The sequence below is a fragment of the Flavobacterium sp. HSC-32F16 genome (assembly GCF_024171645.1).
Lineage (GTDB): Bacteria > Bacteroidota > Bacteroidia > Flavobacteriales > Flavobacteriaceae > Flavobacterium.
In genome coordinates this window covers 92,490-108,915 of record NZ_JALKAC010000004.1, presented here as the reverse complement: position 1 = coordinate 108,915, position 16,426 = coordinate 92,490, and the positions used below count along the sequence as shown (strand labels likewise).

Below are 16,426 nucleotides of genomic sequence, written 5' to 3'. Positions count from 1 at the left end.
TTCACTTTATAACCAACCTTATTTTTAAATAACCGTTCCTTTTAAAGTAAGTATTTTTGGAGTTGTTTCAGCGCTTGTTGTTACTGTAACTGTTTTTGTAAAAGCCCCTTTGTTTGCTGCGTTGTACGTTGCTGTAACTTTTGCAGATTTACCAGGCAAAATTGGCTCTTTAGTATAATCTGTTGCAGTACATCCGCAAGAACCTTGAACTTGTGTAATTACAACAGCCGTTTTTCCTGTATTTTTAAATTCGTAAATAATAGCTTTTGGCGTTCCCTGCGGAATTTGACCAACATCAATTGTTTCTGCTTTCCATACAATCGCAGAAGCCGTTTCGCCAGCCGTAGCTGTAGAAACTAAAGATTTTACCGGAGCAATAGCCGAAAAAGACATTAAGCTTAATGTCACAGCTAACATAGAAATTTTAATGATTTTCATAGTTAAATATATTAATGGTTTATAGTTCAAATTTTATATTACAAAGGTAATTCAGACAAAAACGAATTGCTGTTAACCGGTTTCAAATGTTTGTTAATGACTTGTTAATCGACATTTATAAGTATATTTTTGATTAATATTACACTCTCAAAGTCTGTTTTCTTGAAAATAAATAAACTCAATAGTATTATTGTTCTAGGTTTGGTGGCCATAATTAGTATTTTGGTCGCGCAATTGCTTTGGACAAAAGAAGCTTTTACAATTGAACAAAAAAAGCTAAGCCAAAAAGCGCATATTGCACTTCTTGAGGTGGCTAAAAAACTGTATGAAGGAACCAGCCATGAACTTCCGGTACAAAGTCCTGTACAGAAAATTTCCAATGATTATTATATTGTAAATGTCGATAACGAATTTGAACCTGATATTTTAGAATTCTATCTAAGAACAGAATTCAAAAAAATGAACATTACGACAGATTTTGAATATGCGATGTACAACTGCCAGAGCGATGAAATGATTTATGGTGATTATATTTCTTTGTCGAAAAAAAAATCTGAATGCAAACAGACTATTTTTTTTCCAAAACATAAAAACTTAGTTTACTATTTTGCCGTTCGTTTTCCTAATGAAACAACTTATTTATTCAGCTCAATGCGCTTTTGGTTTGTACTTTCGATTATGCTGATTTTGATTTTATTGATTTACGTTTATTCGATTTTCACCCTTTTGCAGCAAAAAAAATATTCTGAATTACAGCGTGATTTTATTAATAATATGACGCATGAATTTAAAACGCCTTTGTCTTCTATCTTAATCGCTTCAAAATATTTAAGCGAACAAAACCCAATTAAAGAAGATAAAAAACTGCATACCTATACAGAGATTATCATCAATCAAAGTAATAAGCTCAATCATCATATCGAGAAGATTTTAAATATTGCAAAATCAGATTATACTCCTTTAGAATTAAAAAAAGAACCCGTTTTAATTGTTCCGGTTATTGAGGAAGCGATTGAAAATATTCAGTTAAAATATCCTGATGCGGTTATTAAAATTGAAAGTTCTTCGAAAGAATATCTATTAGAAACTGATGTTTTCCATTTTGCTAATCTGGTTTATAATCTTTTAGATAATGCAGTAAAATACTGTAATAAAAAACCAGAAATTAAGATTCGGATTCTGGAAGAAAACGGAATTTTGAAATTAGAGTTCATCGATAACGGAATTGGAATTTCTTCTAAAAAATTATCCTTTATATTTGATAAATTTTATCGTGTACAAAATGAAAAGAGCAATGAAGTAAATGGTTTTGGACTTGGATTATATTATGTTAAAGAAATCTGCAGTTTGCAGAGCTGGAAAATAAAAGCCGAAAATAATACCGAAAACGGAGTTACCATAACTTTGTCAATTCCTTATAAAAAATGAAAAATTTCAAAATACTTTACACCGAAGACGATGAAACGCTTGCATTTTTAACCAAAGATAATTTGGAGCAGCATAATTATGAAGTAATTCATTGTACCAATGGAAAATCTGGTTTAGAAACTTTTAAAGATGAAGATTTTGATATTTGCATTTTTGACATTATGATGCCAAAAATGGATGGTTTTGAATTGGCTGAAGAAGTTCGTAAAATTGATACTGATGTACCCATTATTTTTCTTTCGGCTAAAACCTTAAAAGAAGACCGCATAAAAGGACTTCGTCTTGGTGCCGATGATTATTTGGTAAAACCTTTCAGCATTGAGGAATTAATCTTGAAAATTGAAGTTTTTCTGAAGCGCTCCCAAAAAAATAATAAGGTTGAAAAATCAGTTTATGAAATTGGAAAATATCAGTTTGACACCAAAAATTTTATCCTTTTTAATGACGAAGAAAAAGTAGGCCTTACACAACGCGAAGCCGAATTGCTGAAATTGTTTCTTGACAATAAAAATTTAGTTCTTAAAAGAGAACAAATTTTAACTGCACTTTGGGGAACCGACGATTATTTTATGGGAAGAAGCCTTGATGTTTTTATTTCGCGGCTTCGTAAAATTTTATCAAATGAAAAAGGAATTTCAATTGAAAACCTTCATGGTATTGGGTTTAGGTTTTCTATCGAATCGCTCTAAAGTGAATTGTTTCAAATAATAACAATTCTGCTAAAAATAAAGAAAAATCTGTAAAACAATTTTCAAAAAACTTTGTATTTTTAAGTTCTAATTTTCCCGGATATGAAAATACATCATTTGCGAAATGCCACATTGGTAATTGAAACAGAACAGTATGTGATTCTGGTTGATCCAATGTTAGGAAAGCGAAAAACAATTGCTCCATTTACTATTTTTCGATACAAGCCTAAGCGAAATCCGCTGGTGGCACTGCCTAAAAACAGCAGGGAAATTTTAAGCAGAGTAACGCATTGTATCATTACACATTTGCATCCGGATCATATAGATAAAGCCGGCGAAGTTTTTTTGCGAAGAAAAAGTGTTCCGGTTATCTGTAGTGTAAAAGATGAAAAATCTCTTTTGCAAAGAGGTCTTAATATTATTCAGACTTTAAATTACTGGGAACCACAGCCTTTTTTGGGAGGAAGAATTATTGGTATTCCTGCTCTTCATGGTTACGGTTTTATATCTAAACTGATGGGAAATGTAATGGGCTTTTTCATTGAACTTACGAATGAAAAATCTGTTTATATCAGCTCTGATACTATTTTTACAGAGGATGTGCAAAAAGTTTTGATTGAACTGAAACCAGACATTGCTACAATTGCCTGCGGAACAGCAAGATTAGATATTGGACAGCCTTTATTAATGCGAATGGAAGATATTTTGAGATTTACGGCACTTGCTCCCGGAAAAGTTTTTGCAAATCATCTGGAAGCTTTAAATCATTGCCCAACAACTCGTGAACAATTAAAAAGAGCTTTGACAGAAAACAATCTTTTATCAAAAACTGCAATTCCGAGTGACGGGACGAGTGTAGATTATTAATTTACAAAACCAATAATCCAAACTCTCGCAAAGTATTGATTGGTTTAGAATACCAAAACAATTCAAAATCGTCCAGCGACGTTTCGAAGTCATTTTTAACTTCCTGAAAAGTATAGCTTTTAGGGTTTGAAATTGATATTTTGGTCAAAATTTCAGTCAGCCAATCGCCTTCTTCTTTACTGGTTTGAATGTTGAAACTTTGCTTTTTATCATGAAAAGTTAAGGACATCATTTCCCAGCTTCTGCCCTTTTTTGATTTTGTAAAGATTTCTGCCGAAGGTTTTCCGCCAAGCCAGACTACTTTTGCATTTGGCTTTGTATTGAAATCATTTTGTTCTTCAAGCGCATTAAAAATGAAATCGGGATGAATTTTTGTTTTTGGAATTTTAAAGTCAAACCAATCCTGCAATTCATAATCAAAACAGATTCCGTGCATGAAATTAAAAAGAGATTTCTTTAATCCGAAACTGAATTTATCGTGGTTGATTCCTGTTGAATCGGTATATTCAATATCGTTGTTTGCAAACGTTCCAATTAATTCTGTTTTTTTTGTCACCCCAAATTTTTCAGGATACAATCCAACCGGACTATGAGCCGTAAGAGCAAACTGATGCCAAAATCCGGATTGCAAGACTCCGGCTTCAAATAACTGGCGGACCATTTCGAGACTGTCAATCGTTTCCTGAATTGTTTGTGTTGGATATCCGTACATTAAATACGCGTGAACCATAATTCCGGCTTCCGTAAAATTGCGGGTCACTTTAGCAACTTGTTCTACGGTTACGCCTTTGTCTATTAATTTTAATAATCTATCCGAAGCAACTTCTAAACCACCCGAAACGGCAATACATCCAGAAGCTTTTAATAATAAACACAAATCTTTAGAAAAGCTTTTTTCGAAGCGAATATTAGTCCACCATGTAACAGCCAGTTTTCTTTTTAGAATTTCAAGAGCTAAAGCACGCATTAAAGCCGGCGGTGCAGCTTCATCAACAAAATGAAACCCATTTTGACCGGTTTGAAGAATCAATTCTTCGATTCGATCACAAAGCAGACTTGCTGCAACAGGTTCGTAAACTTTTATATAATCCAGAGAAATATCGCAAAAAGTACATTTTCCCCAATAACAGCCATGCGCCATCGTGAGTTTATTCCAACGTCCATCGCTCCACATTCTATGCATTGGATTTACGATTTCGATAACCGAAATGTATTTATCCAAAGGCAGATCTGAGTAATCTGGAGTTCCTACATAAGCCTGTTTGTAATCGTGTTTTAAGGAATTATTTTTATAAACTACTTCTCCATTTTCTAATAAAAAAGTTCTTTTATACTGCTTCCCGACTTCGCTCGAAGTGACAGAATTTGGATTTTCTAAATTGAAAATTAATTCTTCAATAGGAACTTCACCATCGTCCAAAGTCACAAAGTCAAAAAATTCGAAAACACGTTTATCCGAAAGAGAACGTAATTCGGTATTTGGAAAACCACCTCCCATTGAAATTTTAATTTCGGGATGATTTTGTTTTACCCATTGTGCAGATCTAAATGCGCTGTATAAGTTCCCCGGAAAGGGAACAGAAATTAAAAATAATGTAGGCTTTACAGCTTCAATTTTTTCTTTTAAAATCGAAATTAAAATTGCATCAATATAAGTTGGTTTTTGCTGTAAAGCGTTGTATAATTCATCAAAAGAATTCGCGCTTCGGCCTAAACGTTCCGCATATCGGCTGAAGCCAAAATTCTCATCAACACATTCTACAATAAAATCTGAAATATCTTCGAGATACAAAGTAGCCAAATGTTTGGCTTTATCCTGAGTTCCCATTGTTCCGAAAGCCCAATCGAGTTCTTCCAGCTGTGCAAAACGAGAAGCTTCTGGAAGAAAATCTTCCTGACAAATCTGCAATGCCAAAGTTGGATTTTTTCCCTGTAAAAACTGAATTACAGGATCAATCGTTTTGATATATTCATCCTGCAAAGCAAAAATACGTTTCGAGTTATCAGAGATTTCGTTTCCAACAACCTGAAACTTTGAACTTGAAAACTGAAACAAATCAACAAGTCCTTTTTTCGAAAACAATTCCAAAATCACATCAATACCCAAATCTGCCTGAACCGATTCGATATTTTTTGTATTTAAAAAACCTTTTATATAAGCCGTTGCCGGATACGGTGTATTGAGTTGAGTAAAAGGCGGTGTGATTACAAAAAGCTTCGTTTTCAAAGGGAATTATTTTTTTTGCAAAAATACAGGTTATTAAGGACTTTTTGAGAAAAGATTTTATTGAATAAGTCTTGTGCCTTTTTGAGAATCAGAATTTTTGACCGTTATGGAAAATTCCTCAAAGAATTAAGACCAAACACTTCTTGGGGCGGAACTTGTCTTGGCCGGCATTGACCCTCTTCAGATTATTGGTTTATTGCTGCAAGATTAAATAAAACAGAATTTAGAGGTCATTTTACTTTGAAAAGATAATTTTAAACAAACACAGCCCACAAAATTTATAAATAATCTTGTGGGCTGTATTTTATTATGAAGTTTCGTAATTACGAATTTTAAGTGAAATCAAGTTTAAAATTTATGCTCCTCTTTACTAATAACCAAAAATGATATTAAGGATATCAGTGCAGCAGTAACTAAATAAAATCCCACATAACTTACATCATATGTCTTGGCTAGCCAAATAGCAATCATAGGCGCAAAAGCAGCACCTAGAATTCCTGCCATATTAAAAGTTAAAGATGCACCGGAATATCGAACATTTGTTGGAAACAACTCTGATAAAAAAGTTCCCAATGGCCCATAAGTGAATCCCATCAAAGACATTCCAATACAGGCAAAAGTGGTAACTAAAACAATATTTCCAGTACTTAAAAAATAAGAAAAGAAAAATCCGAAAATCGCAATTGCTGCTGTAGCCATAATAAGCATTTTTCGACGGCCTATTTTATCTGCTGCCACAGCCGAAACCGGGATAAAAATGGCAAAAAACAATACCGAAAATAATTGAATTAACAATCCGTCCCGCTTAACAATTCCTAAGTCTGAAGTCGCCCAGCTTAATGTAAAGACGGTCATTAAATAGAAAACCAAAAAGGTTGTAATTGCGGCGAAAGTTCCAAAAATCAGTTGATTTTTATATGATTTCACCAATTCCAAAAAAGGAACTTTTACTTCTTCCTGTTCTTTTTTAGAATTTTCAAAAGAAGGTGTTTCTGTAATTTTTGTTCGGATATAAAAACCTACAACAACCAATAACGAACTGGCAATAAACGGAATTCTCCAGCCGTAATCCATAAAATCTTCATTGCTCATTGAATCGGTTAACAGTAAAAAAGTCCCGCCTGAAAGCAATAATCCAATTGGAGCACCTAATTGCGGGAACATTCCGTACCAGGCACGTTTATTTGGCGGTGCATTTTCTATTGCCAATAAAACAGCTCCTCCCCATTCGCCCCCTAAACCTACACCTTGTCCAAAGCGGCAGAGCATTAATAACAAAGGTGCTGCAACTCCAATACTGGCATAACTTGGTAAAAAACCTATTGTTACGGTCGAAATACCCATTGTTAACAAAGCCGCAACCAGAGTAAATTTACGCCCAATTTTATCTCCATAATGTCCAAAAAAAGCTGAACCTAACGGACGAGATAAAAATGCTATTGAAAAAGTGGCCAAAGATTCCAGAGTTGCCATCGTAGAATCGGAACTTGGAAAAAATAATTGTGGAAAAACCAATACTGCAGCATTGGCATAAATATAAAAGTCAAAAAATTCAATTGTAGTTCCAATTAAAGAACCAAAAAGAACGTGTTTTAAGGAGTTCTTTTTTTTCGGGTTAGTTTCCATGCAAAATAGATATATCTTTTTTTTGGTTACAAAAATATAGTTTCGTTATTAATATTTCACATTTAAACCAATTAGTTTTAAAACCTCATTGTGTTTTTAACAAATTATATGCGTTTTACATTTTAAACAAACTTTATTTAATTCTAAATTAAAAACCTGATTATAGGAAGTTTAAAACAAAAAATAAAAATCAAATCATAAGCAATAGTTAAAACCGTTTTTAACTGTATATTTTCATTAAATTTACAGCTGTCAAAAATAAATTTAAAATTATGCCTACCGACTGTATCAGCTATCAAACTTCTGGATATTTCTCTAAATTGATACAAGATTATTTAGATCAGAAATCAGAATTAAAACCGCTGTACAACCATTTCCCTACTTTAGAGAATTTCGAAAAACAAATTGCCGAAAAAGCAGACAATTTTGATAACAGTAATAGAATTCCTTTGGTTTCAACTTTAAAAAAGCAATATCAAAATATCGAAATCTCGGATTCAACCAAACAAAATATTGAGCTTTTAGCACTCGACAATACCTTTACAATTACAACCGGGCATCAGTTAAACTTATTTAGCGGGCCTTTGTATTTCTTATACAAAATCATTTCGACCATTAATCTTACCAAAGAATTAAAATCAAAGTATCCATCATACAATTTTGTTCCTATTTATTGGATGGCAACAGAAGATCATGATTTTGAAGAAATCAATTATTTTAATTTAAAAGGAAAAAAATTCAGATGGAACAAAGAAAGTAACGGTCCTGTAGGCCGACTTTCAACTGAAGGTTTAGCAGAATTCTTAGAAATCTATTCTTTAGAATTAGGTTCAAGTACAAATGCGAATACTCTAAAAAAGCTTTTTGAAGATTCTTATTTAAAACACGATAATCTGGCCGATGCAACCCGATTTTTAGCCAACAGCTTATTTGCTAATTATGGTTTAGTAATTATAGATGCTGATGATGCCGATTTAAAACGTGCTTTTATTCCGTATGCAAAGGAAGAACTGGAAAAACAAACTTCATACAAAGCCGTTCAGGAAACCATTGAACAATTAAAAGAATACACCGTTCAGGTAAATCCGCGTGAAATTAATTTATTTTATATTGAAGATAATCTGCGCGAAAGAATCATTTTTGAAGAAGATAAGTACTTTGTAAACAACACAAAAATCTCTTTTTCTAAAGAACAAATTCTTTCTGAATTAGAAAATCATCCTGAAAAATTCAGTCCCAATGTTATTATGCGTCCGCTTTATCAGGAAATTATTCTTCCAAATCTATGCTACATTGGCGGAGGCGGAGAAATTGCGTATTGGCTGGAATTGAAATCATTTTTTGATGCTGTAAAAATTAATTTTCCAATGATTTTGGTTCGGAACTCTGTTCTTTTGGCAACCGAAAAACAAGGTAAAAAAGCAGATCAATTAAACTTAAGCTGGAGCGATCTTTTTACCAAACAAGAAAATTTAATAAACACGATTACTCATAAAATTTCTGCATTTCCAATTGATTTAACGCCTCAAAAAGAAATACTGAAAACCCAATTTCAATATCTTTACGAATTGGCCAATCAAACCGACAAATCATTTTCAGGAGCTGTAAAAGCCCAAGAAGTAAAGCAGACTAAAGGTCTTGAAAATTTAGAAAAACGTTTATTAAAAGCACAAAAAAGAAAACTGAGCGATCAATTGCAGTGCGTAACCGATTTACAATGTGAACTATTCCCAAACAACAGCTTACAGGAACGTCAAAGCAATTTTTCTGAATTTTATCTTGAAAAAGGCGAACAATTAGTCCCGCTTTTGCTGCAAAAACTGAAACCTTTAGAAATGAATTTTAATATCATAACAATTTAAAATAGTTTGCCACAAATTACACGAATTATCACGAATTATTTTTCTTGCAAAGAATAGAAATTAGTGTAAATTCGTGAAATTCGTGGCAAAAAATATAAGTAGTAATCTTTGAGAATCAAATAACCACCTTCTTCTCGAAATTATTGCCTCTCTAAACCAAATAGAAAATTTATAATAACAAAAAATTAACCTATTTACCAAAAACTATGACCAGAGAGCGCTTGATTTCATTGGATGTCTTTAGAGGACTCACTATTTTATTGATGACAATCGTAAACAATCCCGGAGACTGGGGGAATGTTTACCCGCCATTACTACACGCCGAATGGCACGGCTGCACACCGACCGATTTAGTATTTCCGTTTTTCATTTTCATAATGGGAGTTGCCGTTCCGCTTGCAATGCCTGATAAATTTTATGACAGCACTACTTTCAACAAAATTTTAGTTCGCTCTTTGCGAATGCTTTGTTTGGGGATTTTCTTTAATTTTTTCGGAAAAATCCAGTTATTTGGACTTGAAGGAATTCCGCTTTTAATTGGACGACTTGCAATTACTATTGGAGTTGGTTATGCTTTAATGGGAAATTTTAGCTCAAAAGTCAAAAATATTTTAGCCTTTTCAATTCTGTTTATTTATCTGTTTCTGGCTTACAGCGGTATCGAAGCTTATCATGACGTAAGACTTCCGGGAGTTCTGCAGCGAATTGCAATTGTGTATTTTGCAGTTTCTCTTTTGTATTTAAAAACATCTCAGAGAACCCAAATCATAACCGGAATCGTTTTATTATTAGGATATTGGGCAATTATGACTTTAATTCCTGTTCCCGGAATTGGAGAAGCCAATCTCGATAAAGGAACAAATTTAGCTTCATGGCTGGACAGCGTTTTACTAAAAGGCCATATGTACCGCGGCACAGTTACCTGGGATCCGGAAGGGATTTTAAGCACCATTCCGTCAATCGTTAACGGAATTATTGGTTTATTAATTGGACAGCTTTTACAAGCTGATACCATCAATATTCAAAAAGCACAAAAAATGGGAATTGCAGGAACGGTCCTTATATTTTTAGGATTAATGTGGGATTTGGTTTTTCCAATCAACAAATCACTTTGGACAAGCAGTTATGTTTTATACACCACAGGTCTGGCAACCGTATTCCTAACCATTTTATACTACATAATTGATATTGCTAATTGCAAAAAAGGATTCAAACCGTTTTTAATCTGGGGCGTAAATCCAATGATTGTTTTCTTTACTTCGCAGATTATTCCGCAGGCTTTAGTCATGATTCAATTTAAAAATCCGCAAAATACTGAAGAACAAATTAATCTTTTGAGTTACCTGTACAATTTTGGTATTGCACCATTCTTCAGCAATCCAATGACTGCATCATTGGCCGGCGCATTAGTTTACGTTTGTATTTGGACATTTATTTTGTGGATATTCTACAGAAACAAATTAATATTCAAAGTATAAAAACATTTTACCATATAAGTAATATAAGTTCATTTAGAAATACGTAAAGCTTGCGATCATTTTGCGCGCCGCTCTTTAAATGCACTTATATTACTTATATGGTTCAAAAAAAAAGCTTTTCTTGGTTAAAACATCATTCTACTATGTTTTAATTACGAATTAATTAAAATCAATTCATAAAAAAAGTCTACTTTTGCACAAAATTTAATAAAATATAAAATGGCAACAAATAGAACTTTTACAATGATTAAGCCAGATGCTGTTGCAAACGGACACATCGGAAATATCTTAGCAATGATCACTAATGGTGGTTTTAAAATCGTTTCATTAAAATTAACTCAATTAACTGTAGCAGATGCTAAAGCATTCTACGCAGTTCACGCAGAAAGACCTTTCTACGGAGAATTAGTTGAATTCATGTCACGCGGACCAATTGTTGCTGCAATTTTAGAAAAAGACAACGCAGTAGAAGATTTCAGAACTTTAATTGGAGCTACAAATCCAGCTGAAGCTGCTGAAGGAACTATTCGTAAAGCATACGCAACTTCTATTGGAGAAAATGCAGTTCACGGTTCTGACAGCGACGAAAACGCTGCAATCGAAGGTGCATTCCACTTTGCTGGAAGAGAGCAGTTCTAGTAAATTAGTTTTCAGTCACAGTATTCAGTGATTGTAAATCATAAAAAAAAACCTGTTTGTTTTACAAACAGGTTTTTTTATTTCCTATAAAGATAAAAACTGAATACTGTCACTGAAAACTGCGACTAAAAATCAGCGTAATACCACATCCGTCACCACTTCGCGTCCCAATTCTTCATTAATCATTTTAACAATTTTAGATTTACCGTGACTTAATTCTTCTCTTAAAACTGCCGATGCAAGTTCAACATACAGCGTGCTTCCTTTTAATACAACGTTTCTGGTGTACGTATTCACGCCATTTCCCATTAATTGCCTCCAAGCTTCCCGCACATCAATTTGGTCCATTCCGGGTTGTAATTTATTCACCTGAATAATCTGTTGCAAAACAGCCCCAATCGTACTTTGATTATTTAGTCTTTTTGCCATCGTTTAAAATATTTACTGGTCCCGCTTTTTTATAATGATATTCTTTATTCTGATCGTTTTTTACCACAAAAGCTTCATCTGATATCGAAATTAATTCTTCGCTCCATTTTGCATAATCTGTCTTGTAATCAAGAAAAGCTCCTTTATCTGTGAATCTAACCGAAACATCTTCAAAAGTATCCGTTGTTAAAAAAGTTCCGTCCAGCTGCGCCATCACTTTCGTACGAGTTCCTTTAGTACCTTTAATTTTAAAAAAATCAAAATTCTCGTTCATTCCATATGCTTTCTCCTCACCTTTATCAAAAACCACTTTTTCAATTTCCCAATAACCATTTAGTTTTGCAATATCTGCCGGTTTTATTTCCTGCTTACAGCTTATCAGCAAAAGCGATAAAACCAAAATCATAAAAGTATTTTTCATAATAATTTATACTATTAATAAGAAGCATATTCCTGCTGACCGCTATATCTTTTTCGAGCTAAAGAAACCAGAAAAAGGATAACGCTCCCATCAGGGTTAGAACTCCCATTTTCAAAAGAAATTTAGTGAATTACAAAGGTAACTTTATAAAGTTAAAGTACCATTTATTTAACTACGAAGAATTTAATTTAATATGAGAAAGAAAAACATTTTAAATCAATTGCCAGCCTTTGCCTTTTAAAAAGCTTTTACAACTCTGGCAGAAAGCTTTTTCTTGATCCAGCGGATTCCCGCCTTCAGCATCTCGCATTAAACAGGTTTTAACTGAACAATGCGGCAAACCTTCTGTATGACCTAGTTCATGGAGAACCAACTTATAAAACTGTTGATTTTTAGTTTTTGCAGACAATCTAAAATCAGAAACTACACAGGATTTTCCGGGTACGTAACCTAAACCCATTACGCCCCAATCTTTAATTCCTTTATAAGTTGTGCTAATATCATAATTGGACAAGCCAACAATTACAGAATCTTTACCAATATTATTTTTAAGATGTTTAATAATACTATCAGCCCGATATCTATTTCTGGGTTTATAAAACGAGTTTTCAGGAAAGGAAATATCGGTCCGCAAAACTACATTGGGGTTTAGAGCTTTAATTTCTGCAAATACTTTTTTAGCTTGCTTAACCTTAAAACCACCTAAAGGCTGAATAACAATTACTTTTTGACTTACATTATCACTTTCACTTTTTTCCTTTTTACAAGAAAATAAAAGCAAAACAAAAGCAAGAAAATAGTATCTCATAATTAAACAGCAATAAATTATTATTTAGACCGCAGTCTTTTAAGAACTCCCATAAAGAAAAAAACTATCCCTAAAACCAGCAAAATATAATAAACTGAAAGATTACCATCTTTTAATACATTTGCTAAAACAAAACATATAACACTTGCAAAATAAAAAGCAACAGCCGATATATTTTTTAAAGATTCCAAACTCATTATTTTTTATTTAAAGAAACTATCAACAAATTCATATTTATTAAAGACTTGTAAATCTTCAATTCCTTCGCCAACACCAATATATTTTACCGGAATTTGAAACTGGTCTGAAATACCAATTACAACACCGCCTTTTGCTGTACCGTCTAATTTTGTTACTGCTAGTGAAGTTACTTCTGTTGCTGCAGTAAATTGCTTAGCCTGTTCAAAAGCATTTTGACCTGTAGAACCATCTAAAACCAAAAGCACATCGTGTGGCGCATCAGCAACTACTTTCTGCATTACACGTTTTACTTTAGAAAGCTCGTTCATCAAATTGATTTTATTATGCAAACGTCCGGCAGTATCGATAATTACAATATCCGCATTTTGAGCTACGGCTGATTGCAAAGTATCAAAAGCTACAGAAGCTGGATCACTTCCCATATTTTGTCTTACAATTGGCACATCAACACGATCTGCCCAAACCTGAAGCTGATCGATTGCTGCAGCACGGAAAGTATCAGCTGCACCTAAAACTACTTTATAACCTGCTTTTTTAAACTGATAAGCAAGCTTACCAATTGTAGTTGTTTTTCCAACTCCATTAACTCCAACCACCATTAAAACGTACGGCTTTTTATCTTTTGGAATATCAAATTCAGTTGCTTCGCCTGTATTGGTTTCAGACAATAAGCCTCCAATTTCATCACGAAGAATCTGGTTTAGTTCTTCTGTTCCTAAATATTTATCTTCGGCTACACGTTTTTCGATTCTTTCGATAATTTTTAACGTAGTATTTACACCAACGTCAGAAGCAACTAAAACTTCTTCAAGATTATCCAAAACATCGTCATCGACTTTAGATTTTCCTGCAACAGCTTTGCTTAACTTAGAAAAAAAAGTAGTTTTGGTTTTTTCAAGACCTTTATCTAAAGTCTCTTTTTTTTCGGTAGAGAATAATTTTTTAAAAAAACTCATTTTTTATTTATTGTTAGTTTTTAGGCTCTTTCTTTTTAAGGTTAGAAAAAATCCTGATGTTTATAGAAATGCCAATTGATTTTAATTTAACCCCGACAGAATCGATATCCTTTTATTTACCTTCTTTAGGCAAGTAAAGATAAAGAGTATGACGGGAACTAATGTTTAAAAAAAACACAAATTGTTTGGTTTCTACAAAATTTTAAACAAATATAAAAAATAAAAAAGCTACTTCCGAATGAAAGTAGCTTTTCTATATATTGTAATTGTAATTATTTCTTTTTCAAGAAAGTATCAACTTCTTCAGGAGCCATAATAGATTCTACGAATGTATATGCACCAGTTTTAGGAGATTTTACCATTTTGATGGCTTTTGATAATCTCTTAGAAGATGTTTGTAACGATGCTACGGTTTTCTTTGCCATGATTCAAATGTTATTTGAAGCTTTTATAAAACTCTAATGGCAAAACCATTGAGATTTACAAAAATCTCTAATTATTACTTAATTTCTTTGTGAACAGTTACTCTTTTTAAGATTGGATTAAATTTCTTAATCTCTAATCTGTCTGGAGTATTTTTTTTGTTCTTAGTTGTAATATATCTAGAAGTTCCTGGAACACCAGAAGTCTTGTGCTCAGTACATTCTAAAATTACCTGGATTCTATTACCTTTCTTTGCCATCTTGCTATATATTTATTTAGGAAAAGATTATTTGATAAATCCTTCTGACTGCGCTTTTTTCAAAACAGCAGTGATTCCATTTTTATTAATTGTTTTTATCGTAGATGCTGCTACTCTAAGAGTAATCCATCTATCTTCTTCTGGAAGATAAAAACGCTTTTTAACTAAGTTTACAGAAAACTTTCTCTTAGTTTTGTTCATAGCGTGAGAAACGTTATTTCCTACCATCGCTCTTTTACCTGTAAGGTCACAAACTCTTGACATTATACTTATCTTTTATCGTTATTCAAAATCAGGGTGCAAAGAAAAGAAAAATAAACCATTGTAGCAAAAAATTATTGCACAATTTTTAAAATTTCTTTCTGTAATATTTCTAAACTCTTAATCGTCGCCCTATCTATCACTTTTTCACGTGGTTGGCCAAAGTTAAATTCTTCCGTAATTACTCCGCCTGGAGTTGCCAATGCTATAAAAACAGTTCCAATTTCAGCATTTGCATCTCCTTTTGACGGACCGGCGTTCCCGGTTGTAGCAATTGCATAGTCGGTTTTCAGTATGTTTTTCACATTCAAAGCCATAGCTGCCGCAACCTCAGCACTTACAACAGAAAATTCATCTATTAAATCCTGCGAAATGCCCAAAACATTCACCTTTGCTTCTGTTGCGTATGACACGACACTGCCTTTAAAATATCTCGACGCCCCCTGCACAGAGGATAAAAGCGAAGCAATTTTTCCTCCTGTACAACTTTCTGCTGTCGAAATTGTTTTATTATTTTTAGCAAGCAGTTTACCCACTACGGTTTCTATTGTTTCATTTTCTTCGTAACCCACTATAATATCGTGAATTATAGCATCTAATGACTGAACATTTTCTTCAATTGCTTTTTCAAGCGCTTCTTTATCTGTTCCGCGGGCCGTCATACGCAGACGAACTCTTCCGGGATTGGGCAGGTAGGCCAGTTTAATAAACTCAGGAAGGTTGTTTTCCCATTTTTCTATACGCTCTGCGACTAAACTTTCGCCTTGACCGTACGTTAAAATAGTTTTATGAATGATATAAGGACGTTTGTATTCTTTAATAATTTTTGGAATTATCTCGTTTTCTACCAGATATTTCATTTCATACGGAACTCCCGGAAGTGAAACAAACACGGTATTTTCTTTTTTCATCCACATTCCCGGTGCGGTTCCCATTTTATTATGAAGAACGATACATTTTGACGGAACAAGCGCCTGATCTTTATTTAACTGCGAAATTGGTCTTTTATAAAATCCTTCAATCAGTTCTGTAACATGCGCCAGAACTTCTGGATTTACAACCAGTTCATCATCAAAATAATCACAGAAAGTTTTTTTGGTAACATCATCTTTTGTGGGGCCTAAACCACCAGTTACAATTACAATATCAACTTTGTTTTGTAATTGCGCAAAAGTGTTTAAAATATGCTGTTTGTCATCGCTTATCGAAATCATTTCATAAGTTTCGACACCAATTCTATCCAGCTCTTTGGCTATAAAATTTGAATTTGTATCTACAATTTGACCAATTAAAATTTCATCCCCAATGGTAACTATTGTTGCTTTCATAGTATTAAAAGTTTTACTTATAAAGTTATAAGTTTATTTATGAAGTAGGATTGCGGAAATGATTTGAGGCTGAAAACAAAAGAAAA

Annotated in this window: 17 protein-coding genes; 6 read left to right on the top strand and 11 right to left on the bottom strand. The window is 33.2% G+C overall.

Annotated features, from left to right (window positions below):
• Positions 1-24: 24 nt before the first annotated feature.
• Entirely contained in the window at positions 25-438 is a 414-nt protein-coding gene (locus tag L1276_RS13815; RefSeq protein WP_253788716.1) for a DUF1573 domain-containing protein, read from the bottom strand.
• A 162-nt stretch (positions 439-600) separates the two neighbouring features.
• Between L1276_RS13815 and L1276_RS13810 the strand changes: the two genes are divergently transcribed.
• The 3 genes from L1276_RS13810 (at position 601) to L1276_RS13800 (ending at position 3,422) form a co-directional block, all read left to right on the top strand.
• On the top strand, positions 601-1,866 hold the full coding sequence (locus tag L1276_RS13810; RefSeq protein WP_253788714.1) for a sensor histidine kinase KdpD: 1,266 nt from the start codon (positions 601-603) through the stop codon (positions 1,864-1,866).
• Positions 1,863-2,555, top strand: a complete 693-nt coding sequence (locus L1276_RS13805; RefSeq protein ID WP_253788713.1) for a response regulator transcription factor — start codon at positions 1,863-1,865, stop codon at positions 2,553-2,555. Before L1276_RS13810 ends, L1276_RS13805 begins: the two co-directional genes overlap by 4 nt.
• A gap of 102 nt (positions 2,556-2,657) precedes the next feature.
• The gene (locus tag L1276_RS13800) at positions 2,658-3,422 is read left to right on the top strand and encodes an MBL fold metallo-hydrolase (RefSeq protein WP_253788711.1); all 765 of its coding nucleotides are present in this window, start codon (positions 2,658-2,660) and stop codon (positions 3,420-3,422) included.
• Position 3,423: 1 nt separating this feature from the next.
• Here the strand turns inward: L1276_RS13800 and L1276_RS13795 are convergent, their stop codons facing one another.
• Positions 3,424-5,649 (bottom strand): radical SAM protein, encoded by a 2,226-nt coding sequence (locus L1276_RS13795; RefSeq protein ID WP_253788709.1) that lies wholly within the window; start codon positions 5,647-5,649, stop codon positions 3,424-3,426.
• Positions 5,650-5,997: 348 nt separating this feature from the next.
• Positions 5,998-7,275, bottom strand: a complete 1,278-nt coding sequence (locus L1276_RS13790; protein ID WP_253788707.1) for an MFS transporter — start codon at positions 7,273-7,275, stop codon at positions 5,998-6,000.
• A 272-nt stretch (positions 7,276-7,547) separates the two neighbouring features.
• Here L1276_RS13790 and bshC point away from each other — a divergent pair, with 272 nt between their 5' ends.
• The 3 genes from bshC to L1276_RS13775 all read left to right on the top strand — a co-directional run bounded on the left by bshC (position 7,548) and on the right by L1276_RS13775 (position 11,254).
• On the top strand, positions 7,548-9,137 hold the full coding sequence (bshC, locus tag L1276_RS13785; RefSeq protein ID WP_253788705.1) for a bacillithiol biosynthesis cysteine-adding enzyme BshC: 1,590 nt from the start codon (positions 7,548-7,550) through the stop codon (positions 9,135-9,137).
• Positions 9,138-9,343: 206 nt separating this feature from the next.
• The gene (locus tag L1276_RS13780; RefSeq protein WP_253788704.1) at positions 9,344-10,615 is read left to right on the top strand and encodes an acyltransferase family protein; all 1,272 of its coding nucleotides are present in this window, start codon (positions 9,344-9,346) and stop codon (positions 10,613-10,615) included.
• 219 nt (positions 10,616-10,834) lie between these two features.
• Positions 10,835-11,254 (top strand): nucleoside-diphosphate kinase, encoded by a 420-nt coding sequence (locus tag L1276_RS13775; RefSeq protein ID WP_031456090.1) that lies wholly within the window; start codon positions 10,835-10,837, stop codon positions 11,252-11,254.
• Between the two features lie 132 nt (positions 11,255-11,386).
• Here L1276_RS13775 and L1276_RS13770 read toward each other — a convergent pair whose 3' ends face one another.
• From L1276_RS13770 to L1276_RS13735, 8 genes are all read right to left on the bottom strand, one after another.
• On the bottom strand, positions 11,387-11,683 hold the full coding sequence (locus L1276_RS13770; protein ID WP_253788702.1) for a DUF721 domain-containing protein: 297 nt from the start codon (positions 11,681-11,683) through the stop codon (positions 11,387-11,389).
• Positions 11,664-12,104 carry a hypothetical protein gene (locus L1276_RS13765; protein ID WP_253788700.1) on the bottom strand — a complete coding sequence of 147 codons (441 nt, stop codon included), beginning with the start codon at positions 12,102-12,104 and terminating at the stop codon, positions 11,664-11,666. The genes L1276_RS13770 and L1276_RS13765 overlap by 20 nt, the downstream gene beginning before the upstream one ends.
• Before the next feature lie 211 nt (positions 12,105-12,315).
• Positions 12,316-12,912, bottom strand: coding sequence for a zinc-dependent metalloprotease family protein (locus tag L1276_RS13760; protein WP_253788698.1), 597 nt, complete (start codon positions 12,910-12,912; stop codon positions 12,316-12,318).
• Between the two features lie 203 nt (positions 12,913-13,115).
• On the bottom strand, positions 13,116-14,069 hold the full coding sequence (ftsY, locus tag L1276_RS13755; protein ID WP_253788696.1) for a signal recognition particle-docking protein FtsY: 954 nt from the start codon (positions 14,067-14,069) through the stop codon (positions 13,116-13,118).
• Between the two features lie 272 nt (positions 14,070-14,341).
• The gene (locus tag L1276_RS13750; protein WP_007805819.1) at positions 14,342-14,494 is read right to left on the bottom strand and encodes a DUF4295 domain-containing protein; all 153 of its coding nucleotides are present in this window, start codon (positions 14,492-14,494) and stop codon (positions 14,342-14,344) included.
• Positions 14,495-14,568: 74 nt separating this feature from the next.
• Positions 14,569-14,751 (bottom strand): 50S ribosomal protein L33, encoded by a 183-nt coding sequence (gene rpmG, locus L1276_RS13745; RefSeq protein ID WP_008253902.1) that lies wholly within the window; start codon positions 14,749-14,751, stop codon positions 14,569-14,571.
• Positions 14,752-14,778: 27 nt separating this feature from the next.
• Positions 14,779-15,015, bottom strand: coding sequence for a 50S ribosomal protein L28 (gene rpmB, locus L1276_RS13740; RefSeq protein ID WP_008468080.1), 237 nt, complete (start codon positions 15,013-15,015; stop codon positions 14,779-14,781).
• 71 nt (positions 15,016-15,086) lie between these two features.
• Positions 15,087-16,340, bottom strand: coding sequence for a CinA family nicotinamide mononucleotide deamidase-related protein (locus L1276_RS13735; protein WP_253788694.1), 1,254 nt, complete (start codon positions 16,338-16,340; stop codon positions 15,087-15,089).
• Positions 16,341-16,426: the final 86 nt, after the last annotated feature.